Genomic DNA, 23,453 nt, shown 5'->3' on the forward strand with positions numbered 1-23,453 from the left:
AAAAAAGAAAAATATCTGGCTTCCAAAACTGATAGCTGATGAAGCAAAAAATCCCGCTGCTTAACATGCAGCGGGATTTTTTTAGTCAAGACCAACCCGATTACCCTTGAAAGCTCACCTTGACGTGTTATTGGATAAATTTAAAGATTTCATTGTCATACAGATGCAGGACCTTGCGGCATAGGAGATCAATGAAGAACCCGGCCACAAATGGGATAACGAAGAAGGCCATCAGTACGCCGACAATCGCCAAGCCGGTACCACCGGTAGCATTATTGAAGGCCGAGATCGGACCTACCAAGCCAACGATCCCAAAACCAGCTGAGGCAGGCGTTCCTAAAATGTTAAAGAAGTAGACTCCCAGACCTGAAATAATGGCATTTAGAATCACTGGTACAGCTAAAATTGGAATACTTGATCAAATTAGGAATCATCATCTTCATAGCCCCAAGTAAAATCGCTAAGGTGACCCCTTTTTCATTGACCTTCATAGAGCCGATAACCAAAATCGCGGTACAGGCTGTTACCCCCACTGCCGCAGCGCCGGCACCTAGTCCAGCAACCCCAATGGCAATCCCAATGGCCACCGTAGAGATTGGTGAAATAATCAGAATGGCAAAAGAGATACAAATCAGAATCGACATCACAAATGGTTGTAGGTTGGTAAAGCTGTTGATCATATTGCCGATACCCACCGTAATCAAGCGCACGTAAGGGAGTGCTAGCAAGCCGACAAAGCCGACCCCCGCCCCGACAATGATTGGCAGCAGTAAAATCGTCAAGGAACCCAGCTTGTTCCCAATCAGTCGCGTCACAAAGGCGGCCAAAGCACAAATCAACATAATGTTGATTAAGTCTCCAATCCCCACCATGGAAACGACGCCGTCTTGGACGACATAGGCGCCAGAGCCCAGGAAGGCCGCTGCCCCAATCAAGGTACACTGCATGGGATTTAACGCAAATTGCATGCCCACCAGAACCCCAATAATGACTGGGGCGATAAATTGCATGACAACAACAACATCCAACATACTTTGAAAAATTTCATTATACGTGGTTAAAAATTTAAAGATCTCAGACAAGATCGCATTAGCGATCAGTGCAACAACGACCCCTGTCGCGGTCCCCGCCAAGACTTTATTTAAATAGTCTTTGGCGGTTAAGCGATCGGAGGCAACGGCAGCAGCTTGTGCCATTTTCATCCCCTCCTAGTATAGTTGTGATACGCTATCAAATTTGGCTAGATTTTCTTTGATATCATTTAGGAAACGACCAGCTTGTAGACCATCTAAGATGCGGTGGTCGATTGAAAGACATAAGTTGACCATATCGGCCGTCTTAAAGCCGCCGTCTTTTGTTGGTACGACACGCTTGGTGATGCCTTCGACTTGCAGGATAGCGGCTTGTGGATAATTGATGATTCCCATGGACTGTACTGAGCCAAAGGTCCCGGTGTTATTAACCGTAAAGGTGCCACCTTGCATTTCGCTATTGGATAAGCTGCCTTGGTGGACAGCGTCCGCTAAGCGTTTCGCTTCCTTGGCAATCCCGGTGACAGACAATTGGTCCGCGTTCTTGATTACCGGTACAAAGAGATTTTCTTCGCCGGCTACCGCAATCGAAATGTTGATATCCTTATGGTAAATAATGTTGCCGTTATCCCAGGAAGTATTGAGCTTAGGATTGTTCTTCAAGGCTTGAACCACTGCTTTAATAAAGAATGGGAAGAAGGATAGCGGTACGCCTTCCGTTTTCTTGAAGTTGTCTTTCGCTTCATTGCGTAACGTTACTAAATTGCTGACATCGGCTTCCACCATCAGCCAAGCATGAGGAATCTCAGTAACACTTTGAACCATCTTCTTGGCAATCGCTTTGCGGACACCATCGGCTGGTACAACTTCATCACGATCTGTCGTTGGTACTGGCGCTGGTCGCGCTGCTTGTGTAGGTGCTGCTTGCGTAGACGCCGTAGCGGTTGGTGCTGGTGTCGTAGCGGTTGCACTAACAGTTGCCGTTTCAACCGGTGCTTTAGTTGGTGCAGCTGCTGGATCAAAATTCAGTAGATCCTTTTTAGTAATCCGGCCATCATGACCGGTGCCGGTTACTTGCGCCAAATCAATCCCTTTTTCTTGGGCTAAGCGCATCACGACAGGTGAATAACGAGCACCACTGGTTTTTTCCTTACTAGCAACAGGCGCGGCTGCTTTCGGTGCTTCGCTAGCCGCCACACTAGGTTCAGCGGGTGCGGCTTTCACTTCTGGTGTCGGCTCACTGGTGCCACCTGCAACTTCGATACTTAAAATATCCGTGCCAATCGGTACTTCTTGATCTGCTTCCACTAATAATTCTTTCACGACACCGTCAAAATTAGACGGAATTTCTGACGTGACTTTATCCGAAACGACCTCTGCAATGGGGTCGTATTTTTTGATTTCATCGCCGGGTTTTACTAACCACAGTGTAATCGTTGCTTCGTGAACACTTTCCCCGAGACCGGGCATTTGGATCTTTTCGATACTCATGAAAATCCCTCCTAAAATTCTGCCAATTGACGCATTGCCGCTAACACTTTGTCTTCATTCACTAAGAATTCTCGTTCTAGATTCAACGCATACGGCATACTTGGTGTATCTGGACCAGCCAAACGTTGAATTGGCGCATCGAGATCAAAGAGTGCGTCTTCGGCGATGATGGCCGCGATGTCACTAATAACGGCACCTTCTTTATTGTCTTCGCTGACTAATAGCACTTTCCCGGTCTTCTTAGCAGCTGCTACTAACGTTTCTTTGTCTAATGGATATAAGGAACGCACATCTACAACTTCAGCCTCAATACCTTCCTTACTCAAGGTTTCCGCCGCCTTCAGCGCATGGTGGAGCACCATCCCATAACCAATTACGGTAATGTCGTCTCCTTCGCGCACCACGTTGGCTTTATCCAATGGCACCACATAATCATCTTCTGGAACATCGGCTTTCAATAGTCGATACAAGCGTTTATGTTCATAGAAGAGCACCGGATCATCACTGCGAATCGCCGCCTTGATCATGCCTTTAGCATCATAAGGGTTGGAAGGCGTCACTACCCGTAAACCTGGTTGACCAACTAAGATTTTTTCAGTGGATTGTGAGTGATAGAAACCGCCTCGCACGCCGCCGCCATAAGGTGTCCGGTAAACGATTGGTGCAATCCAATCACCGTTGGTCCGGTAGCGCATCCGTGAAGCTTCTGAAATAATTTGATTGACTGCTGGCAAAATGTAGTCGGCAAACTGGAACTCGCCAATCGCGCGGTAGCCGACAATCCCTAAGCCCACCGCTAAACCACCAATTTCGCCTTCTGTTAAAGGTGTGTTAAAGACCCGTTTGTCGCCAAATTCAGCCGCTAATCCTTTAGTAACGCCGAACACGCCGCCTTTATCGCCGCCAACATCTTCCCCGAAAATCACGACTTTTTCGTCACGCGCCATTTCTTCTGCGATTCCTCGATTGATCGCTTCTAAGTATGTCATTTCCGTCATGGTATTCATCCTCTCTCGTTTTTATGCCCACACATTGTCGTTAATTGATTCCGGTGTAGGGTCTGGCATTGCTTCGGCTTCGTCCGTCGCTTGATTGATCATGTCTTTCATTTCTTTTTCTAAAGCGTCCATATCGGCTTGCGTCATGTAGCCTTCCTTAATCAATTGTTTTTGGAACGTGGTTAATGGATCATGCTTCTTCATTTCTTCCAGTTCTTCTTTAGAACGATAAACCGATTGGTCGTCATCGGAAGAGTGAGAAGTTAAACGTTCCACCATTACTTCGATCAAGCTTGGTCCTTCTAATTTACGAGCACGGTCAGCCGCTTTCTTAAACGCCAGATACGTTGCGGCAAAGTCATTGCCATCAACGCGAATGCCTGGCATACCATAGGCCGCGCCACGGTCAGCCATTTTTTCTACCGAATATTGTTCGTTTTGGCCTACTGAAATGGCATATCCATTATTTTCAATGGCAAAAACCATTGGCAGCTTTTTAACGCCAGCAAAGTTCATGGCTTCATGGACTTCACCTTGGTTGGCAGAACCTTCCCCGGTGGTCACTAGGGTTACGTAATCTTCATCCCCTAAAAGGGCCCCATAAGCCACCCCAGTCGCCACTGGAAATTGGGTACTTACCGTAGAAGAATGGGAAACCACCCGATTCTTTTTATCACCATAGTGGTTCGGCATTTGGCGACCATGAGAAGCTGGATCGTCGGCTTTCCCGAAGGAACCCATCAAGATTTCTTTAGTGGTGGTCCCCCAAGCCATAACCGCTGACATATCACGATAATAAGGTAAGAAATAATCCTTTTCCCGGTCAAAAGCCATCGCCATCGCGACTTGACCAACTTCAGCCCCTTGACCAGAAATGTTGAAGGATGTTTTCCCGATTCGCGTCAATTGCCATAACCGCTCATCTAGCCGTCTGCCTAACAACACCATTTTGTACGCGTTTACAATTTCTTCAGCGCTTAAACCTGTTTTCTTCAATTCCATGATCTTCACTCACTTTCTATTTATGAATTGCTCTTCCAAAAGTATCTAATGCTGCTTCTTGAATGGCTTCTGACAACGTTGGGTGTGGATGGACAGCTTCGCCGATTTCATCAACTGCGGCGTCCATAAACATCGCCGTGCTGGCTTCGGAAATCAAATCGGTGGCATGGGGACCAATAATGGAGACCCCTAAAAGATCATCCGTGTCTTCATCCCGCAAGACTTCCACAAAGCCGGCTGCTTGCCCAAAGATCAAGGCTTTCCCGTTGCCTTGGAAATTGAAACGACCTGTTTTGACTTTGGTACCCTCCGGTACATTTTGACTGGTATAACCAACACTAGCAATTTCAGGACTTGTATAGGTACAGCGTGGTACTTGATGATAATCTAGCGGCATAGGCTCTTCATCAAACATATGATCCACTGCAATCTCGCCTTCCTTCATAGCCACATGGGCCAATTGTAAGGTGTCGATACAATCGCCAATCGCGTAGATATGGCCTTCTGTCGTTTGGTAAAATTCGTTGACTTCAATCCCTTTTTGATTGTATTTCACTGAAGTATTTTGGAGTCCTAGCCCTTCGACATTGGCTTTACGTCCCACTGCTACCATCACTTTATCAAAATGCAAGATCTCTTCCCCAACAGTTACCGCCACTTCGTTACCCACAACCTCGGCTTTTTCAACTTTACTATCTAATAAGAGCTTCACACCAATCTGTTGCAATTGTTTCTGCAGTTCCCGTGAGATACTTGGACTTTCGTTGATAACTAGCCGGTCCAAAAATTCAATGATGGTCACTTCAGTACCCAGACGTTGCAGTAAAGAGGCCCATTCCACACCAATCACACCACCGCCGACAATCGCCACCTTCTTGGGCAATTCCTCTAAGGCCAGCATCCCGTTCGATGACAAGATATGCGTTTCGTCAATTGGCAGTGCTGGTAAGCTTTTCGGTGAGGAACCAGTAGCAATAATCAATTTTTTCGGTACGATAATAATGTCTTCTTCGGCTTCATCATTGAAGGTCACCGCCACTGCCCCCGATACCGGTGAGAAGATAGAGGGTCCTAAAACTGCCCCTTCGCCGTGGAGCACCGTGATTTTATTTTTCTTCATTAAGCCTTGGATTCCTTGATACAACTGATCCACGACTTTTTGCTTCCGCTCCTGCATTTTCAAGAAATCAACAGACAATTCGCCGGTGCGCATAATGCCAAAGTCTGCACTATTTTGATATTCTTCATATAACTCTGCGCTCCTTAGCAAAGCTTTTGTGGGAATACAACCGCGATGCAGGCAAGTGCCACCTATCTTTTCCTTTTCAACTAAAATGACCTTTTTCCCTAACTGCGCCGCATGAATCGCGGCCGCATAGCCGCCGGTCCCTGCGCCAAGTACTAATAGATCTGCTTCCATTACCATACTTTGCTCACCTCTTCTGTTTCATATCGTTGCGCCGCTTCTTCGCCGGTTAGAACCCGTTTGACTCCTTCAAATAAGGCTTGCATCTCCATCGCACCCGGTACAATTTCGACTGGTGCGATCCAAGAAACATGACTAGCAATCCGCTTGGTTAAGCGTTCAGAATGGGCCATGCCGCCGGTTAGAATAATGAAATCAATGCGCCCTTCCAAGACCGCCGCCATTTCGCCAATCGCCTTCTGAATCTGATAGCACATGCCTTCCCAATAATAGGCCGCCTCTTGGTCTCCTGAAAGCATCTCGGTTTCGATTTTACGAAGGTCAATCTCATGGAGATAAGAATTCAAACCGCCTTGCCCGGCCAAAATTTTCTTGATTTGTGGCATTGTCAGCTGTTCCGTAACGATTTTTTCGGCAAAGTCGACTAATGGTAAGCCGCCGGTGCGCTCCGGTGTATAAGGTCCTTCACCATCTAAGCCATTCACCATATCAATGATTTTCCCTTGCCGATGGGCGCCGATACTGATGCCGCCGCCCAAATGAGCCACAATGACATTACTATTTTGGTAGTCCTTTTGATTTTGATTCAAGACAAAACGCGCCGTCGCTTTTTGATTTAACACATGGCCGACACTCCGCCGTTCAATCCCCTTCAAGCCAGAGATTCGGGCGACAGGCTGCAACTCATCCACCACCACAGGGTCAACAATATAAGCTTGTACCTGATAGTCTTCCGCAAATTCATTGGCTAAAATAGCTCCCAGATTAGAGGCGTGGGTATTGTAGCGCTCCTCCGTCAAATCTCGCAGCATGGCCTCATCGACTTCAAAGGTGCCGCCGGGAATTGGCTTCAATAATCCACCGCGTCCCACGATTGCATCAAACTTACCGTGATAGCCACTTGTTAAAATAAAGCTTTCAATCGCTTTTTTGCGAAACTCTTTTTGAGGAATGATCCCAGAAAATTTCGCTAATTCATCCACAGAATGATCAATCGTTTCTTCCGCGAGTAGCGCATCATCGGCGTAAATCGCCACCTTGGTTGTTGTCGAGCCAGGATTGATTACTAAGACATCACTCATGCTCCTCACCTCCCAATTGCTTCATGGCAAATTCCAAAGATAAAAGCTTGCTTTCGGCTGAATCACTCCGGGAAGTCAATACGATAGGAACCTTGGTGCCCACAATCGTGCCCCCCATCACAGCCTGTCCAAACAGCAATAGTGACTTGTACAGCACATTACCAGTATCAATCGTTGGAACCACTAACACATCTGCGTCACCCGCAATTGGTCCCGTAAAGTGCTTGTGGGCCACCGCTTCCTTTGACAACGCCAAGTCCAAGGATAACGGACCATAAACAGTTGCCCTGCGGTCTTGCATTTGCTCAGTCACTTCTTTCGCTAAAACCGAAGAAGGCATTTTCGGATTGAAAATCTCCGCCGAGCTGAGTAAGGCGACCTTAGGCTCCTCAATGCCAATTTTTTGAGCCGTGGTAATCGCATTGTCTGCAATTTGAACCAGCTGCTCGACATCTGGTGCGATATTCATCCCTGAGTCAGTCAATAAAATCGGGCGATCCATTTGCGGCAAGTGAATCATGGCCACATGGGAAAGCAATTTTTGTTGCCGCAGATCATATTCTTTCTTCAAGACTTCCTTTAATAAGTCATGCGTCTGAACAATCCCTTTCATCAGGATTTGTGCTTCCCCTGTCGCAACACTTTTGACCGCCGTGCTGATGACGGTCTCTGGTGAACAAGCAACAAAGTGATAATCACCTGCGCCGTTATCTTCTACATCATAGATTGTGAAATCGATTTTTGAACCAAATTTTTGTTTAGCTTTCGTGATGGCTTCACGAATCTCCGGGTTCGCTCCCCCCGGAATCGCTATTGTAGTCATCTGTCTCACCTCTCCTCACAATCATCATACGAAAAGTAAAGCGCTTTCTCAACTCTTCACCTAACCCACAATACTTATTTAATAAGGAGACTTTTCACAAAGTTTGTTGGGTATGAGCTGTTATCCTAAAAAAAGAGCAGGCGAAAACCCTTGTCGTGCCTATGGTTTTCCAGTTTTTCAACTAGCAGAGAAAATTAGAAAAATAGTATTATGATTAAAATAACGCAAGTTTGTTCTTATTTTTATATTTTTTGTGAAAAAGCGAAAATTTAGAAAAGGGGGAATTGATGGGGGTAGCGTGAGATACGCCTCACTATTGTAGTAAAGATACTAGATACTAAACTCTCTTACAGCACTATTTATAACTAAGTTTTTTTGACATATCAGGTTTTATGTCAAAATTTCTTACTACCGCAAGCACTAATTTTTGCTAGAAAATGAAAGAAGTTCTATCATCAAAGCAAGAGAAGCGTAGGCTTCTATTATTGGAGGGAGCAAAATGAAACAAGTTGTGATTTTAGGCGCTCACGGACAAATTGCACGTCTAGTAACAGCCATGCTGCTGAAAGAGTCTGTCCATCAAACCCTGTTTCTTCGTCATGCTAACCGTTTAACAGTGACCGATACCGCTAAAGAAACCTTATTAGAAGGCGATACTAGCAATCTAACTGATTTAGAACGGGCACTAAGCGGTCAAGACATCGTCTATGCTAACTTGGCCGGAAAAAATATCGTCCAACAAGCCCAAAATATCGTGACCGCTATGAAAAGCCAGCAAGTAAAGCGACTAATCTGGATCTCGACATTAGGTATCTATGATGAAGTCCCTGGTACTTTTGGTCAATGGAACCATGACATGCTAGATGGCGGTTATTTGGAAGACTATGCAGCCGCAGCTAGAATCATTGAGACATCAAACCTTGACTACACCATCATCCGTCCCGCTTGGCTCACTAATAAAGACGAGGTTGATTTTGAATTGACACAAAAAGGAGAAGCTTTCAAAGGAACCGAGGTTTCTCGTAAAAGCATCGCCGCTTTAGTCACTCAACTAATAATCACGCCAGAAACAGCGCTTCATGCTTCCCTGGGCGTGGACAAACCCGGAACTGCTGGGGATAAACCAGCCTGGTATTAGTGTCCAATACGCAAAAACGCACAAGAATCACCTTTTATTAGATGATTCTTGTGCGTTTTTAGTTCGCTATTTAAATAGATTTTCAAAGCCATCCTTCAAATCTTGATTATCGGTTTCATGGAAGTACAGGTAATTTTGTTCGTTCCCTTGGTTTTGTTCCGTTAAGTAGACTTTTGGTTGTCCGTCTACTAAAACAAAGAAGTATAAGTGCATAGCCCCAAAAGAGCCAGTCTTAGCATCGGAATATACTGCTACCAACTGATAGCCAGCTCCCATCCCAGTAGTGGACCATTGAATCGGAATCTCCTGTTTATCCACAACCATTTGCATCGACTTGTCTAACACCTTATCCGGTACTGCTACCCCATAAAAGTCCACATTATGACCAGGCTCGTAGGCGTGATACTCCTGCCCCATCGTATTGCCCCAATTCTTCATAAAGTCAGTCAATGTGGCTGCTTTTTCAGAAGTCCACAAGTTCGTTTCACTAGTGCTTGAAGTGTCAGCCGTCATCGCTTCAGAAGAATGACTGCTCGCCACTTCCGAAGAATCGGTACTTGCCGTTGCGGCGCTAGTTTCTGTCGTTGTGCTTGATGCAACAGCGCTTGACGAGGTAGATGAGGCACTTGAGCTATTGGTTGTGTCGCTTCCACATGCCGCAAATAATAAAATAGACGCTGCAAATGATGCCAATAAAACCACTTTTTTCATATGTACAATCTCCAATCACGTTTATACCTTGATGATAGTCCTAAATAACAGGAATAACAAGTTAAGAAAGCTTTAAAAATAACAGCTTAACAAGCTGATTTGCTTTGATCTCAACTAGTTGAGGTCCGAGATAGAATGACTGTTTATCGTTACCAAATTTTTGCTCACCATCGCAAAGGATTCTTGCACTTCTTTTTGTGCTCGTTTAACTAATTGCTTTTTCCACAGAGCCTACTCACCTCTTCCCTCGCTTTATTGTTGCAAAGCTATCTAAATAAATAAAAAACAAGTACCTAGACTCCAGATACTTGTTTTTACGTTAGTGATTCAACTTAACTCTTCTATATATTCAGCGGTCTTAGTAGCAGTCACTAAAAAACGGCCATAATGGTAGGCGACATACGCAACTACGAAGGATGCAATCCCTATTTCTAGCCAACAAATGCCTTGTAACGCAAATCTCCAACTAGAAGTGATAGGCAAAATCGAAGTCGCCTCTGACAGAGCAGTAGCGGAGATCACTAGCGGAAAAGTAAACGCCGCATAACTTGGATAAAAAGGTAGTCGTCTTAAAGGAATAATCATTTTCAAAACTACTACATAGAGCAACTGCGACAGTAGCAGAAGACTTACTACCAATGTCATTTGCGGATGTGAATAAACCTTGAGATAACCTGTAAGGCAAAGTGAGCCGGGGGCCGCAATAATCGTAATCAAGGGTAAAGTAGCCTCCGCCATTTGTCGATAATTGAAGACGCGGTGCAATACGAACGGCAGCAAGAATAGATAAAATCCCAGCGCGACCCAAAAGATGATTTGACCTAGCGCAGGATAAAAGTTGCCAGAAGTGACCGAAATCACCCCAATTCCTACGTATACGATAAACCAACTAGGGTAAATATGCTCAATCAGCACCTCTTTTTTAATAACAAAGCGGTAAGTAAATAGTAGCATCAGACCGAAATGCAGAAATAACGTTCCTAACCATAACAGGCGAACCATTCCAGCTAGTCCTGGGAACTGGACTAGATATGTACAGATCACCATCAATCCCATTGTGAAAGTTGGCGCTACTGAAGCAATGATGGGATCTGACAAATGTGCCCGCGTTTCGTGAAATAATAATAACAGCTTTAACAATACCAGTATCATTAAGCCACTAGCAATCAGTCCCAGTAGATTTCCTAAAGCTGACCAGCCGACACTTTTCAACAAATTTCCCAATGAGGCCGTTCCTAAGATCAAGCCGCAAATGGGGATGGGCAGTGCCCGTAATAAACGTTTCATTCAACTTGACCTCCTTTCAAGCTTTAGTATACTAAGAGTGATATCATTACGGAAATCAATCTTTTCTATGCTAATTATTACTAAAACAAATAAGGATTGCTTGAATGTTTTCATTACTACGAACCTTTATTACTGTCTATGAGACGCGCAACTTCACGCAAACCGCAGAAAAACTGTTTTTATCACAACCTACTATCTCCGCTCAAATTAAAAAATTGGAATCAGAACTACAAACGCCGCTTTTTATCCGCAAAGGTAAATTAGAGATCAGCCCTACTAAAGAGGCTGACTTCCTCTACCCCCGCTGCTTGGTTCTTCTAGAGGAATGGGCGGACACCCGTCAACGGATTGTGGACAAAGAAACCTTTCGGGAAAGCTGTCAAATTGCGGCCTCAAATACTTGCGCTACCCATTTATTACCACGCCTCATGCCACATTTACTAGCTGCGTTTCCCACAGTAGACTTTCGGATCGACATGCGCAATTCCCACGAAGTCGTGCAACAGCTGCACCAGCACCAAGCAGATCTCGGACTGATTGAAAAACCACAACCCGTAGCTGACTTGCGGCGTGAACTATTGCTGGAAGATGAACTAATTTTAGCTGGAAAGCCCGACGCACCTTGGCTTTTACGGGAAGCTGATTCAGGCTTGCGCGCATATAACGATGACTACCTGACCCAGCAAAATTTGACTCCGGCATTTTTACCTGTTAACAACAATGAAGTCGCCGTCGCTCTGTTGCAAAATGGCGTAGGCCAAACTATTCTATCCAAGCTATCATTACCTGCAGGCGTTCCTTATCGCACCTTTGAGCCACCAAAAACACGCCCACTTTACTTGGTTTACCGTGAAGAAAAACCCTTGATTTTGAAGATTGCCGCCTTTATCCACAGCACTGTGCCAACATTCTAAGGTAGCTTGTTATCAGACAGCTTTTCCTTGTTATGCTACACTTAAGCTATCAATGAAAAGGAGTTTGATTATGGTAGGAGAATGGTATCAGGCCAAAGAAGGCCGTGCGGAGCATCTGGTTTATCTGGATAAAGAAGGAAAAGAGTTGCCAAAACTATTGGCTGGGGAAAAAAGCATGGTGATTCGCGGCGCGGCGGGTCGAAAATCCCCCTTAGGTGGACGCGCCAAGGTGGACGATCTAGTGTATTTTGTGGAAAAAGGTGGAAAACTGACAGTGACGCATCGCGGAATCATCACGAAAGTAGTGGAAACCGAAAAAATGACCCCCGAAGAATCCACAGCCTTTGTGGATAGCTATCAAAACCAGCTGAATCTCTCGAAAAAGCAATATACTCGTTGGGCTGGAAAAAAATTTTTAGCTGTTTATGAAATCCAACACCTTGAAGCCATCGAACCGTTTACCTATGAACGGGCTAAAAATATGGATGACTGGATCATCACAAAAAGTATTGACGAAATTAGCGCATGAAAAAGTGGCTTGGGTGTGGAAAACCCCAGGCCACTTTTCTTATGCACATTACTTGTTGAAAACTTTTGCTTTTAGGCGCCATCATTCAGTGCTTTCACTAAAAATGGCAGGTCGGCAAGACGGTCGATGACGTAATCCGCGCCGTCTGCATAATACGTTTGGGCGACTGCTTCTCGTAAAGCTTCCCGCTGCTCCAAGGGTAATGCTCGAAATGCGGGGGTGGTGACTTGAGAAGCCGAGCTGCCTTCAATGACACCTACTGAAATGACACCAGCATTTTTTCCTTCTTTAATGTCAGAGCTGGTATCCCCTACCTTAATCACGCGGGCACCTTCCGTGATGCCCATCAAAGCTAGATTCTGAAAAATCATATCTGGGGCCGGACGTCCTACACCTGCTACATCATCAGGTGTCACTAGAAAATCCGGCTGATAGCCCGCTTCATGAGCGCCCGCCGCCACAACTGCCATCATCTCACGGGTATAACCTGTGGTACTGCCAATCTTAATATGATGCTTACGTAACCAATGAACGGTTCTCAACAATCCTTCTTTGGGGGCCGTGTAGGTGGATAAGGTTGCGAACAGGGCTTCTTCAAAATCCTGATAAATTTTTTGGGCCGCCAACTCTGTAGGAACTGTACCGTAACGATCTTGCCACTGCTTTTCTACCCGTGGCAAGGCTAGTAACGTTTTGATATGGTCGATTTTCAGTAGTCCCATTGGTTTGCGAATTTCCGTTTCTGTCAATTGGATACCCGCTTGTTGAAAGGCGGTTTGAAAAGCGGCCACTGGTGCTAGACAGCCATCATCCACCGTCGTGCCGGCCCAATCAAAAATGACACCACGAATCATTAGACTACCTCCTTTGCTGCTTTGTTGCTGACATAATCCGCCGCTAGCTGAATGACGGCCTGCATATCAGCGGGATAAATCTCACCAATGTTCCCAATGCGGAAACAATCAATCTCACTAATTTTGCCAGGATAAATTGCATAGCCATTTGCTTTCAAATAGTCATAAAAATCGGCAAAAGAAAATTCCGAAAAGGGGTAATAAAAGGTCGTAATAAACGGACCTTGATCGGCTTCTGCAATCAGTGGTTGAAAGCCTAATTCTGCCATGCCCCTTCGTAATAGCTGATTATTTTCCGCATAGCGGGCAAAACGGGCCGGAATTCCACCTTCTTCTGCCAACTCTTTTAAGGCTTGCGCAAAAGCTAAGACTGTATGGGTAGGCGAGGTAAACCGCCACTTCCCATCCACATCCATAGCTTGATGCTGGTCGTAGAGATCTAAGCTCAAGGTGCGAGCTTTGCCGCGACTGGCGGCTAACTGATCTCGGCAGCAAATGACAAAGCCAAAACCGGGTACTCCTTGGATACATTTATTGGCACTAGAAATGAGGAAATCAATTCCTAAAGTTGCCACTGGAATCTCGATTCCGCCAAAGCTCGACATGGCATCCACAATAAATGTCGCGTGATGCCCTTTGACTACTTTTGCCACACTGGCAATATCATTGAGGATGCCTGAAGTGGTTTCCGAATGAACCATCGCTACAAAATTAATGGCGGGATCATGGGCTAAAATGTCCTTAATGGTATCAGGATCCGGCATCTTTGTTTCTGCCACTTCATAGTACACATGATTCAAGTCATAGCGCTGGGCTATTTGGCGCATCCGTGCGCCATATGCGCCGTTTCCGCAAATCAAGATTTTGTCTAGGGTACCAATTACCGAACTTAAAACAGCTTCTACTGCAAAGCTACCGGAGCCTTGCAATAAAATAGCGGTATAGTCTTCTGGGGAAACCTCTGCCAAATCCAGCAGTTGTTTACGAATATGCTGCGTGATAATTTTGTAGTCATCATCCCATGTACAATGATCCACCAGCATCGCTTCTTTTACGGTTTTCGTGGTGGTCAAAGGCCCCGGTGTTAATAGTTTATAAGTCATATCATTTCACCAATCCTTGATGTTCTGCTAATAATGCGGGTGTCAATTTTTCACCAAAAGCCTTTTGACTCTTAGCGGTTTCCAAGCCAGCCGTGCTCTCGCCCTCATAAAGCGCACTTGGGTAGTATTGAATAATCTCTTTGCGGCCAACTGTCAAAATAATTTCCGCCATTTTTTGCAGATCGGTCATTTTTTCTTTGCTTTGACCTTTATTAAGAATGCCCAGTGATTCAGTCAAATGATAAGTGCCTTCCGCAGGCTCCACATATTCAATAGGATCACCAGCCTTTTTCGCGGCAACCGCTTGGTGGCGCAAACCAAAACCTAAAGCGACTTCGCCTACTTTGACCTTTTTCAGCGGAGCCGAACCAGAAGCTTCCACATGATCGCCAGCATTCTCATAGATTTTTGCTAAAATCTGCTGTGCTTCCTTCTCTCCATAAGTATCAATCAAGCCTTGGAAAAGGAGCCACGCCGTAGAGGACTGTTTAATATCAGAAATTGATAATTGACCAGCGTAGGCCGGGTTAGCTAAGTCCTTGAGACTCGTTGGCGGGGTGAGTCCCGCTTCCTGCAAGGCCTTCGTATTGTAGAAAATCACGCCTTCCTGCACCGTCAGTGGCAAAGTATAGCCAGTTGTTTCGGCTAACGGTTGAACGTTTACCGCTAGCTTTTCTAGAAAATGATTCTTTTCCTCCGCCGCATCCAGATAGAAGGTACTCATTGTGACTAAATCAGCCTCGAGATTTTTACCTTCCGCTAATAATTTACCACCCAACTCAGAGGTGCCTAAACTCTGCAGGACATACTTGTCCTTAAAGCCATTGTCATCTAAGGCTTTTTCCATAGCCTTCACTGGTTCTTCATCCGCGTTCGTATAGATGACGGCCTTATTCTCAGCAGCGGCCCCAGCACCTTTACAACCTGCTAGGCCTAATAAGCCCAACCCTAATGTACCTACTAACATAAATTTCACGATTTTTTTCATTGATTCGCTCCTTTTATCATACTAACGAGGGTGCGCATTTCCTGTTTCGGTAAACTTGACTTACCGAATGCTGCCCCGTAAATAACGTAACGGTAAAAATCTCTTCTCTTTGACTGGGCCTAACCAATATCTTTGCAGCAGCTTAACGAAGAGTAATGTCGCCCCATTGATGGCTAAAATCAGCAGGGATAAGATGAAGATATCCACAAATCGACCAAAATGTTGTAGCTCTTTGATTTTAGTGGTCATGACGCTGGTTCTGGCAGAAACGAGGAAAATTAAGCCGCTGATGGTCACCATACTATTGGTAAAATAATAACTCAGCATTTCCAAAATCGTGCTGCGAGAATTGGGAATCAAAATGCGCCACACCAAATCGATCCACCGATCCCCCATAATCTGAGAGGTTTTTTCCCAGCTGTGATCCATTTTTTGAAAGCTCTCCTTGGCCATCTGATAAGGTGTCGCGAAAAAATGCACGATATTCGCAATCACCAAAATCGTTAAGGAGTTATGGAGGGGCGTTCCGCTAAAGGCTAGCAAATACATAATGCCCAGCACCATACCAGGGAAGCTGTTCGTTAAGGTGGCAAACAGCTCAATTCCACGCGCCGCCAGACTATTCTGCGGTCCAAATGACGTGACCACGCCAGCTACATAAGCTAAAATCATGCCACAAAGGGCAGACAATAAGCTGACTATTAGGGAATTTTGCAACGTATTACTTAACAGATCATCGTTGAAAAAGGCGGTCAGGGCTTTCGTAGTCACGTTCAGTTCATACGGCCAAGCACTGACAAAGGGAATGATGAACATCACCGCAAACAGCCCCACCAAACCGCCCCCTATAAGTAAGAACAAGCTTCCTAAAAGCAGGTCGCGGAGCCGATTAACCACTACCGGAACTTTCCGTCGCTGCTTAAAGGATTGCTGTAACTTCTGCAGCTGATGAATCAACAAGACGCTGAATAACGACGGCAGTAGCATCGACAAGGCCACCAATGACCCTTTTTGAAAATCGGGGATCGAACCTGTAAAACCCTCATATAATAACGTCGTAATAAATACTTTGCGTCCGCCAACTGCAGTAGGAATCCCGAAATCCGTAAAGGCCATAAAGAACGTCTGACAAAAGCTGATGCCCAGTAATTTTCGCATCGGTCGTAACACGTTTTGCCAGACACTACTGAAAGGGGTATCCCCCAATAGCCGGGAGACCACTAGATACTGCTGATCCAAATAATCCATGCCGTTATACAGCAAAAGATACGCTGTCGGTAACGTGTAGATAAAGTAGCCTAAAATCACGCCACCGGAGCCATATAATGGAAACAGCTCAAAGCCCAGTAGCCGCGTCCAAAGTCCTTGCTTGCCGAAACAATATAGTAAGACAAAGCCATACGTAATCGTGGGTAGTAGCATCGGTAAGCGAAACAAGACATCATGCAATCGCCTAAAAGCTTGTGGCAGCCTTGAAAAGTGCATGCCATATGCCAATAGCCAAGCCACCATCACAGCCAAGGCGGCCGCAGCTCCCGCATGAGCCACGCTATTGCCAAATCCCGTCAGCCAATCACTGGCCCATAAGCTTTCCAGTGCTGCTCCTAAAGGCTGTCCATTCGAGAAACCTGTCAACAATAGCACGAAAATTGGTAAAACAAAGAAGACCGCAATGCCCCCTAGCAAAAGCCACTGCACCATCGTCGCACATTGGATTCGCTTCATAGCTGTACCACTTGACTAGGCTGTTGAAATAAGGCAAATATATTTTGAATGTTTCGGTATTTTGTTTCCAATTGCGCCACCACAAAGTCTTGAATAAAGGGACTACCCGCCTCCGCCATAATCTCAGCCGGCGAAGCAAAGGTCGCCACCCGACCATTTTCCAGCACCATCACCTTATCGGATAACGTCAAGGCTTCTTCTGGATCGTGCGTGACAATAATCGTGGTCAGGTTCAAGGTCTTGGCAATCAGTTGGATCTTGTTTTTGATAGACTCCTTAATCACTCCATCCAGCGCGCTCAACGGTTCATCCAGTAACAAAATTTCGGGCTTCATCACCAATGTTCGGCCCAACGCCACCCGTTGTTTTTGACCACCAGACAAAGCACTGATGGGCTTGTCTAAGTGCTGCTCTAAATCCAGCAATTGAATCAATTCTGTTACCTCTTCTGGGCTAGCCAATCCCGGCTTGCGCTTCAAGCCATACAGTAGATTCTCCTTAGCCGACAAATGAGGAAACAGCCCATAATCCTGAAATACAATATTAAAGCCCCGCTTTTCCATTGGGACATTCGTCATATCCCGGCCCTTATAGACCAAACGTCCCGCGCTCGGCTGCTCCAATCCTAGAATTAGATTCAGTAACGTCGTTTTCCCCGAACCTGAACGTCCCAATATTGACACGATCTCTCCTGGCATAATCGTAAGATTAATATCCGTCAAAATCGTCTGATTACCAAAGTTTTTATGAAGCTGTTGAATCTCTAGCATAGTATTCCCTCTCTTTTCTGGGTCTCTTCCGTAACTGCAGCATTTCCTTTACAAGCCCCAGTATAATCGGGCAATGTTAATCCTGTGACAGCTTTACGTAAAAGATCCGTAAAGCATGTATCTATTATGTAAAGACCGTTTTTTTATGATTGAAAATAAAAAAGTGAGACCTGCGCCTGTAAGCAAGTCTCACTTTTCCTAATTTATCCAGTTATATTTTGAATTTGTCCTTCTGCAATTGCTTTTTGGAACGAACAATAAAGCCCAATCCGTAGCCAACCACCACCCATGGAACCACGAAAGTAAATAGAATAAAATACCAAAAGGCCTCATTGAAGCTGACCCAGTTGAACACTATCGATGCCAACAAAAGCAGACTCAACCCTGTCAGTAAGCCAGCAAATAATACTTGTTGCGAAGCTTGGCGCCAGAAGCAGGAAGCAATCAACAAAACAACTGAAATCAGACATAGTACATAACCCAGTAACTGATTATCATCCAACTTGAAGCCCATTCCAACGCCGGTAGCCGCATACAGCGCCCCAATATAAAGCAGCACCCATACGCCAAATGACACTTGAATCTTCCAAAAGCCCTTGATCATTCCTTCATCTCCAATTCAGTAATCTTATGGATTATTTCTAAATCAGCGCAAAAAATGACGCCAGCTAAGACTTTTATTCTTTTTGATTTCTTCCCTTGTTTATGTAAAAAACGCTTTATATACTAATGGGAAAGGGGGCTACAAGTGAACCGTAAATTAACACTACAAAACATACTAACTAGTTCTTTTTTCGTCACCATTCTTATAGGAGCAGCCTTATTATCTCCTTACTTTCCTCACCACGAAACTCAGTTACTTTTCCTTGCATTCATCTTAATGGTTTTACGTATCCCGATAGTTAGCCTATTGTTGAAGTGGATCAAAATGATTCAGCGTACACAATCACATAAATAGCATCTCTTCTAACCATGTAATAGTCTTTTATGAAATATTTTACTCATAGCTCAAAAATTCATTAGCTTGTCTTAATTAAGAATTTTTCGTCTTGTCTTGAATGTAATTTTTCTTATTCTAGTCTTATTACAGGTAAAAAACAAGGCATTTTACAGAAGAACCCTTGCTTTTGTACCTATTTAAATTAATTTCAACGTGCTAAATCGTTTATGATTGCCTTTATGATATTTCCTAACAAACAGCGTGCATCCCTTCATGAGATGCACGCTTTCTTTTATCGTTCGCCTTATCCCGCCGTAAGTCCGAGGTACTAAAAAGACAAAATAACCCACCGGCGGGGACCGGTGGGCAAGGAGTAAAAATGAAAATGAAAAAAGTTTGTTGGGTAACTTATTGGGTACTGTTAGAATACCGTGACCCTGTGAACTTTTTATGACTGTTTTTTGCTGATTTCGCTATTTATTTTTAAAGAAAAGTAAGCGTCTTTCAACAGCTTAATTTTTTAATGCCAGACCAAATGACAGATACGTGGCATACAAACACCACACCAGATAAGGAACGAATAAGTACACAGCTATCATACTGATCCTAGCAAATTTCACGATACAAAGAACGATCGCAACAACTAACAGTGCGCTAATCCAGGTTGCCAGCCAAAAATGGTCGGCCCCAAAGAAGACAATACTCCAGATAAAATTCAATACTTGCTGAATCACGAACCAAACTAAAGCAGTTTGTTTCATGCTAGTCGACGCATCTTTAGAAGTCAAAATAAAGTATAGCGCTGTCCCAATACACGCATACAAAATAATCCAAATAACGCCAACAATGCTTCCCGGAGGTGCCAAAAATGGTTTGTTCAAGACTTCGTATTTCGCGGCAATATCACCAGCAAAATAGCTCGATACCATGCCAGTGGCTTCCACTCCGAGAACACATGCCAGCCAAATCAAAAATTTCATGCAAACCTCCTTTGCTATTGCCAACGAGCTCTATGCTTTACGTCCAAAAAAGAACGATACGACTGCTACCAAGATGACTGCGCCGATAATAGACGGAAAAATCGCCATGCCCGCTAAAGACGGACCCCAGTGCCCTAAAAGCGATTGCCCAATAGCTGAACCAACTAGACCAGCAACGATGTTCGCAATAATCCCCATAGAAGCACCCTTACTAGTAATAGCACCCGCAATGGCACCAATAACGCCACCTACAATCAATGACCAAATCAAACCCATTTTCGTTTCCTCCCTTCTTTTAAGAATTAAAATATATTACGTTTTCCTATTACAAGCATACCGACATCCCACCCTTTTGGGAAATCAAACGACTTCATTTATCTTTTTTCTTCACGAAATCTCATAAAAATGAAAAAAGTCATGATCCTTTCCAAAGAAAGTGACTCATGACTTTTCGTCTACATTTATACTACATTGTTAAGATAGCTCTGACTGATTAACTGGCCATCTAGTCTGTGACTTACTTGGCAAGATCAATGTGATGAAAATAATCAGATTCCCCACTAGTGGCAATAAATAGAATAAAATCCACCAGTTACTATGGTTGCGGTCATGAAGTCGTCTCGCCCGCACCGTAAAATTCGCCAACCAAATCAATAAATTCAGCAGCACAAAGATAACCGTGACCGTATTCCATTCCTTAATAATCGTGGTATCATCTGGCGTAAATTCCACATAACGTTGGATTCCCACCGCAAATGAATAAATAGCTACTACAAAATAATTAATCAACTGAGGCCACCAATACTGCCCCCGCCGTGCTGACGCATTCATAGTCGTCATATTCTGCCAATACTCTTTATATGCTTGAATCATAAGAAACACCTCCAATTTAACTATCCCAAAATGTGGCGGAAGTGTCAAAAAACTTATCTTATTCTTTTATCTTATTCTTTTCTACCACTCAGGCGTATCTGAATGAGCCTCTATTTTTCACTCTTTTGAGACAAGAGTACACCCGATTAAATTTGCTTTTGGAGTAAACAAAGCAGACTCAATTTTAGGAATCGAAAATGTTTGTTGAACACTAGAAATGGCATGATAAATCTCATGAAATTTTTCTTTTACCCCAGTTACAATTTGACTTTGATTACTAACTCCTCCGCCAAGAACAATTTTTTCAAGTTCTAAAATCGTATGGAAACACTAGTGTTGCAAAGATTCCAGTCACTTCATAATCCTTGATTTACCGCTATTCAACAACAAAAAAGTCCTTTATACTACTCTTGGATGACTTATCCAAGACCAATAAAAAGGACTCAAGCATGGATAAGTATAACGCAAAAACATCTTTTCAGAAATGGTTTTCTGCAGTTAATTTTGAAGAATTATCTGCTGAAACCCAAAATTGGATTTCTCAATTTGATGCTTACAGTAAAAAACTGGATTTCACTACCGCAATCAAAATTCTATTACACGCTGTGTATGAAGAACTGCCAGGCTTTCGCAAAATGGATAGTGCCTTTATAGATCGCCGACTTTGTGAAGAAATCGGCATTGACTCGCTATGTTATAGCTCGCTCTCTCGCAAGACAGCTGAAATCAGCCAGGAAGTGCTAATGGAAATCTTTATTCAATTGACCCGAAAAGCGGCAAATGAACGACCAAGTTCAAAAACAACTAGTCTTCAACTCGTCGATTCGACAACGATTCCACTGAATAAAACCTGTCTTTCAAATTTTTGCGAAATTTCGGCTTATTTTCGAAGAAGCTGCTTCTTTAATACCGTTTATTCAGAAAAGGGGGATGTGACAAGACTTCTGTCACGCCCCCTTCTTTCCTATTTTTTAACTCGCCCCTACTTCACAAATCATCGGAAAACTTCCCTTTTCATAACCTTCCCATGGTACATCTAGTGGATCATAAGGAAACATCGGGCGCTTTATTTCGTGAAATACGAGTTTTTCGGTTGCTTGCTGGGTGGGGCCATCGGTTAATACCATCATCGCTTCTCCGTATGCTGCAAATTCTGGCGAAATATAGCCTTGTTTAACGACGAAGATGTCAAAGTCAGCTATCGGGCAATTGGCATAATCGAACTGCTTCAACTCTGTAAAGCTGACGGCTTCCCGTTCAAAAAGAATGGTGATTGCTGTGTCTAATGGTTGAAATCCGATGACTTTTCCTTGATGAGGATTATCGACGAAGTCATCACTGACAATCCCTTCCGAAACTTTTTTACCTGTTAGGGTTAAGATAGGAGAGCGTGTAGCACCGGTTCCCACTAGCAGTGTGACCGTCTCGCCAACTGTACAAGCTTCTAATTGCGTCACTGCCTCTGGGACAATAATACCAGCAAACAGTGTCTTTTGGTTTGCTAAAATCGGATCTTGTAAAAAGGCTTGTAAGAGTTGTGTGCTAGAGCCATCACTACCGGCGCCACAGTTATCACCCGAATCGGTCAAAAATGAAGGGAACTTTTGTGTATCGCGTGCCAGTCTTAGAGCTGTCGCGACATCGCCATATTGGCCGTGATAATGGAATTGATAGCGAGCGCGCAAGATATAATCTGCTAATTCTTTTGCTTTCCTTTCAGCAAAAGGGAGGTCAGCTACTGTCATGGGAACAACAGATACGGCGCACCCTAACTTATCACTGTCGTGCCGCACATAACCTACATGAAAAGATGCACACCGTATGCGCGTATCTTGTTCTAAGGCGTCTAATTTGTGGTTAATGGTTGCAACAGGTTCATCAAACGAAACGGAACGTTCACCACCTACCATTAGCGGTAACTTTATACAAACAGGATGAGGATGTCGTTCGTTTACTTCTAACATCTGACAAAAATCCTCTGCTGCCTTTTCAAAGGTTTCTTGAATATCGATATGAGGCGAATGACGGTAACAGCAGACATATTGAAGCGACTGTGTAAATTCCGAAGTTACATTGCCATGAGGATCCATTACGACCGCAATTGGCATCCTTTCTCCCACTAACTGCCGAATCTCACGCAAAATGACATGCTCTCCTGAAAACTCTGGCAACTCACGTACTTTACTTGCACCATGTAAATAGAGGAAAATACCATCAAGCTCAGATAAATGAGCGCGAATATCTGCCAAAATTGTGGCTAAGATTTCGTCAAAGGTTGCTTTTTCAATCAAACCGCCAGGATGACCATTGGCATAAAGTGTGGGGATTAACTCAATCTTATGACGGGCAAAAATGGGCGTCACCCCGATTCGCTCCAAAGCCTCAGTTCCCTTATAGAACAGGAAGTTTTCTTTTTTCATCGTTTCATTGGTATGCTCATTACTTTCTGAATTGAAAAAACCTGCCAGCACTTTCATCGTTTCGCCTCCACGACTTGATTCATCTTACGATAGATCGTTTCAGCATTCATTAAGCCAAAATCTTGTGAAGATAAAATCATAATAGGGATTTCGGCCGGCACTTCTTGACGAATCGCTTGCGCCGCATACTTGATTTGAGGAGCCAATAAGACTAAATCTTTTCCTAATGAAACTTTGCCAGCTGACTCTAATCCTACTGCTTCGATATCCAAATTGGCTGCTTTTTTCTGCGCTTCTTTTGCTAACTTTTTACATAAAATCGCTGTACTCATCCCTGCTTGGCAAACTAACAATGCTTTCATTTCTTT

25 protein-coding genes are annotated in these 23,453 nt (G+C 44.2%); 4 read left to right on the forward strand and 21 right to left on the reverse strand.

Annotated features, from left to right (window positions below; all coding sequences use genetic code 11):
• Window positions 1–127 precede the first annotated feature (127 nt).
• From ECA01S_RS14895 to ECA01S_RS09315, 8 genes are read right to left on the reverse strand one after another with little or no spacing between them, the layout of a single operon-like run.
• Window positions 128–391 carry a PTS sugar transporter subunit IIC gene (locus ECA01S_RS14895; RefSeq protein WP_428839249.1) on the reverse strand — a complete coding sequence of 88 codons (264 nt, stop codon included), beginning with the start codon at window positions 389–391 and terminating at the stop codon, window positions 128–130.
• Window positions 345–1,196, reverse strand: a complete 852-nt coding sequence (locus ECA01S_RS09285; RefSeq protein WP_428839248.1) for a PTS sugar transporter subunit IIC — start codon at window positions 1,194–1,196, stop codon at window positions 345–347. Before ECA01S_RS09285 ends, ECA01S_RS14895 begins: the two co-directional genes overlap by 47 nt.
• A 12-nt stretch (window positions 1,197–1,208) precedes the next feature.
• On the reverse strand, window positions 1,209–2,522 hold the full coding sequence (locus tag ECA01S_RS09290) for a dihydrolipoamide acetyltransferase family protein (RefSeq protein ID WP_067394423.1): 1,314 nt from the start codon (window positions 2,520–2,522) through the stop codon (window positions 1,209–1,211).
• Window positions 2,523–2,533: 11 nt separating this feature from the next.
• A complete protein-coding gene (locus ECA01S_RS09295) occupies window positions 2,534–3,520 on the reverse strand; it encodes an alpha-ketoacid dehydrogenase subunit beta (protein ID WP_067394425.1) in 987 nt (328 codons plus the stop codon).
• Between the two features lie 21 nt (window positions 3,521–3,541).
• Complete coding sequence (locus ECA01S_RS09300) at window positions 3,542–4,522, reverse strand: thiamine pyrophosphate-dependent dehydrogenase E1 component subunit alpha (protein WP_067394429.1); 981 nt, start codon at window positions 4,520–4,522, stop codon at window positions 3,542–3,544.
• 16 nt (window positions 4,523–4,538) lie between these two features.
• Window positions 4,539–5,948, reverse strand: a complete 1,410-nt coding sequence (gene lpdA / locus ECA01S_RS09305; RefSeq protein ID WP_067394431.1) for a dihydrolipoyl dehydrogenase — start codon at window positions 5,946–5,948, stop codon at window positions 4,539–4,541.
• Window positions 5,942–7,030, reverse strand: a complete 1,089-nt coding sequence (buk, locus tag ECA01S_RS09310; protein ID WP_067394432.1) for a butyrate kinase — start codon at window positions 7,028–7,030, stop codon at window positions 5,942–5,944. The genes lpdA and buk overlap by 7 nt, the downstream gene beginning before the upstream one ends.
• Window positions 7,023–7,853 carry a phosphate acyltransferase gene (locus tag ECA01S_RS09315; RefSeq protein ID WP_067394434.1) on the reverse strand — a complete coding sequence of 277 codons (831 nt, stop codon included), beginning with the start codon at window positions 7,851–7,853 and terminating at the stop codon, window positions 7,023–7,025. The genes buk and ECA01S_RS09315 overlap by 8 nt, the downstream gene beginning before the upstream one ends.
• 484 nt (window positions 7,854–8,337) lie before the next feature.
• Between ECA01S_RS09315 and ECA01S_RS09320 the strand changes: the two genes are divergently transcribed.
• Window positions 8,338–8,991 carry an SDR family oxidoreductase gene (locus ECA01S_RS09320; protein WP_305040957.1) on the forward strand — a complete coding sequence of 218 codons (654 nt, stop codon included), beginning with the start codon at window positions 8,338–8,340 and terminating at the stop codon, window positions 8,989–8,991.
• 66 nt (window positions 8,992–9,057) lie between these two features.
• On the opposite strand, the gene ECA01S_RS09325 is transcribed toward ECA01S_RS09320, so the two are convergent.
• Together ECA01S_RS09325 and ECA01S_RS09330 are read right to left on the reverse strand one after the other, a co-directional pair.
• Window positions 9,058–9,702 (reverse strand): DUF4767 domain-containing protein, encoded by a 645-nt coding sequence (locus ECA01S_RS09325; RefSeq protein WP_067394438.1) that lies wholly within the window; start codon window positions 9,700–9,702, stop codon window positions 9,058–9,060.
• 327 nt (window positions 9,703–10,029) lie between these two features.
• On the reverse strand, window positions 10,030–10,989 hold the full coding sequence (locus ECA01S_RS09330) for a TDT family transporter (protein ID WP_067394441.1): 960 nt from the start codon (window positions 10,987–10,989) through the stop codon (window positions 10,030–10,032).
• Window positions 10,990–11,093: 104 nt separating this feature from the next.
• Here ECA01S_RS09330 and ECA01S_RS09335 point away from each other — a divergent pair, with 104 nt between their 5' ends.
• Window positions 11,094–11,903 (forward strand): LysR substrate-binding domain-containing protein, encoded by an 810-nt coding sequence (locus ECA01S_RS09335; protein WP_067394444.1) that lies wholly within the window; start codon window positions 11,094–11,096, stop codon window positions 11,901–11,903.
• Window positions 11,904–11,973: 70 nt separating this feature from the next.
• Window positions 11,974–12,432, forward strand: coding sequence for a hypothetical protein (locus ECA01S_RS09340; protein ID WP_067394448.1), 459 nt, complete (start codon window positions 11,974–11,976; stop codon window positions 12,430–12,432).
• A 71-nt stretch (window positions 12,433–12,503) separates the two neighbouring features.
• Here the strand turns inward: ECA01S_RS09340 and phnX are convergent, their stop codons facing one another.
• The 9 genes from phnX to ECA01S_RS09385 form a co-directional block, all read right to left on the reverse strand.
• Entirely contained in the window at window positions 12,504–13,286 is a 783-nt protein-coding gene (gene phnX, locus ECA01S_RS09345) for a phosphonoacetaldehyde hydrolase (protein WP_067394451.1), read from the reverse strand.
• Entirely contained in the window at window positions 13,286–14,389 is a 1,104-nt protein-coding gene (gene phnW / locus ECA01S_RS09350) for a 2-aminoethylphosphonate--pyruvate transaminase (protein ID WP_067394454.1), read from the reverse strand. The genes phnX and phnW overlap by 1 nt, the downstream gene beginning before the upstream one ends.
• Window position 14,390: 1 nt before the next feature.
• Window positions 14,391–15,377, reverse strand: coding sequence for an extracellular solute-binding protein (locus ECA01S_RS09355; protein WP_067394457.1), 987 nt, complete (start codon window positions 15,375–15,377; stop codon window positions 14,391–14,393).
• Between the two features lie 60 nt (window positions 15,378–15,437).
• Window positions 15,438–17,102, reverse strand: coding sequence for an ABC transporter permease subunit (locus ECA01S_RS09360; protein WP_067394460.1), 1,665 nt, complete (start codon window positions 17,100–17,102; stop codon window positions 15,438–15,440).
• A complete protein-coding gene (locus tag ECA01S_RS09365) occupies window positions 17,099–17,872 on the reverse strand; it encodes an ABC transporter ATP-binding protein (protein ID WP_067394464.1) in 774 nt (257 codons plus the stop codon). The genes ECA01S_RS09360 and ECA01S_RS09365 overlap by 4 nt, the downstream gene beginning before the upstream one ends.
• A 211-nt stretch (window positions 17,873–18,083) precedes the next feature.
• Entirely contained in the window at window positions 18,084–18,476 is a 393-nt protein-coding gene (locus ECA01S_RS09370; RefSeq protein WP_067394467.1) for a hypothetical protein, read from the reverse strand.
• Between the two features lie 848 nt (window positions 18,477–19,324).
• Complete coding sequence (locus ECA01S_RS09375; protein WP_067394470.1) at window positions 19,325–19,792, reverse strand: TspO/MBR family protein; 468 nt, start codon at window positions 19,790–19,792, stop codon at window positions 19,325–19,327.
• Window positions 19,793–19,822: 30 nt separating this feature from the next.
• Window positions 19,823–20,068, reverse strand: coding sequence for a GlsB/YeaQ/YmgE family stress response membrane protein (locus ECA01S_RS09380; protein ID WP_067394473.1), 246 nt, complete (start codon window positions 20,066–20,068; stop codon window positions 19,823–19,825).
• Between the two features lie 198 nt (window positions 20,069–20,266).
• Window positions 20,267–20,665, reverse strand: a complete 399-nt coding sequence (locus ECA01S_RS09385; protein WP_067394476.1) for a DUF805 domain-containing protein — start codon at window positions 20,663–20,665, stop codon at window positions 20,267–20,269.
• Between the two features lie 449 nt (window positions 20,666–21,114).
• Between ECA01S_RS09385 and ECA01S_RS09390 the strand changes: the two genes are divergently transcribed.
• On the forward strand, window positions 21,115–21,705 hold the full coding sequence (locus ECA01S_RS09390; protein WP_067394479.1) for a hypothetical protein: 591 nt from the start codon (window positions 21,115–21,117) through the stop codon (window positions 21,703–21,705).
• On the opposite strand, the gene ECA01S_RS09395 is transcribed toward ECA01S_RS09390, so the two are convergent.
• Together ECA01S_RS09395 and ECA01S_RS09400 are read right to left on the reverse strand one after the other, a co-directional pair.
• A complete protein-coding gene (locus ECA01S_RS09395; protein WP_071858960.1) occupies window positions 21,637–23,142 on the reverse strand; it encodes a M81 family metallopeptidase in 1,506 nt (501 codons plus the stop codon). The two genes, ECA01S_RS09390 and ECA01S_RS09395, sit on opposite strands and share 69 nt — an antisense overlap.
• Entirely contained in the window at window positions 23,139–23,447 is a 309-nt protein-coding gene (locus ECA01S_RS09400) for a PTS sugar transporter subunit IIB (protein ID WP_067394482.1), read from the reverse strand. The genes ECA01S_RS09395 and ECA01S_RS09400 overlap by 4 nt, the downstream gene beginning before the upstream one ends.
• Window positions 23,448–23,453 lie beyond the last annotated feature (6 nt).

Origin of the sequence: Enterococcus canis NBRC 100695 (assembly GCF_001544375.1) — a bacterium.
In the GTDB taxonomy this organism is placed as follows: Bacteria; Bacillota; Bacilli; order Lactobacillales; family Enterococcaceae; genus Enterococcus_H; species Enterococcus_H canis.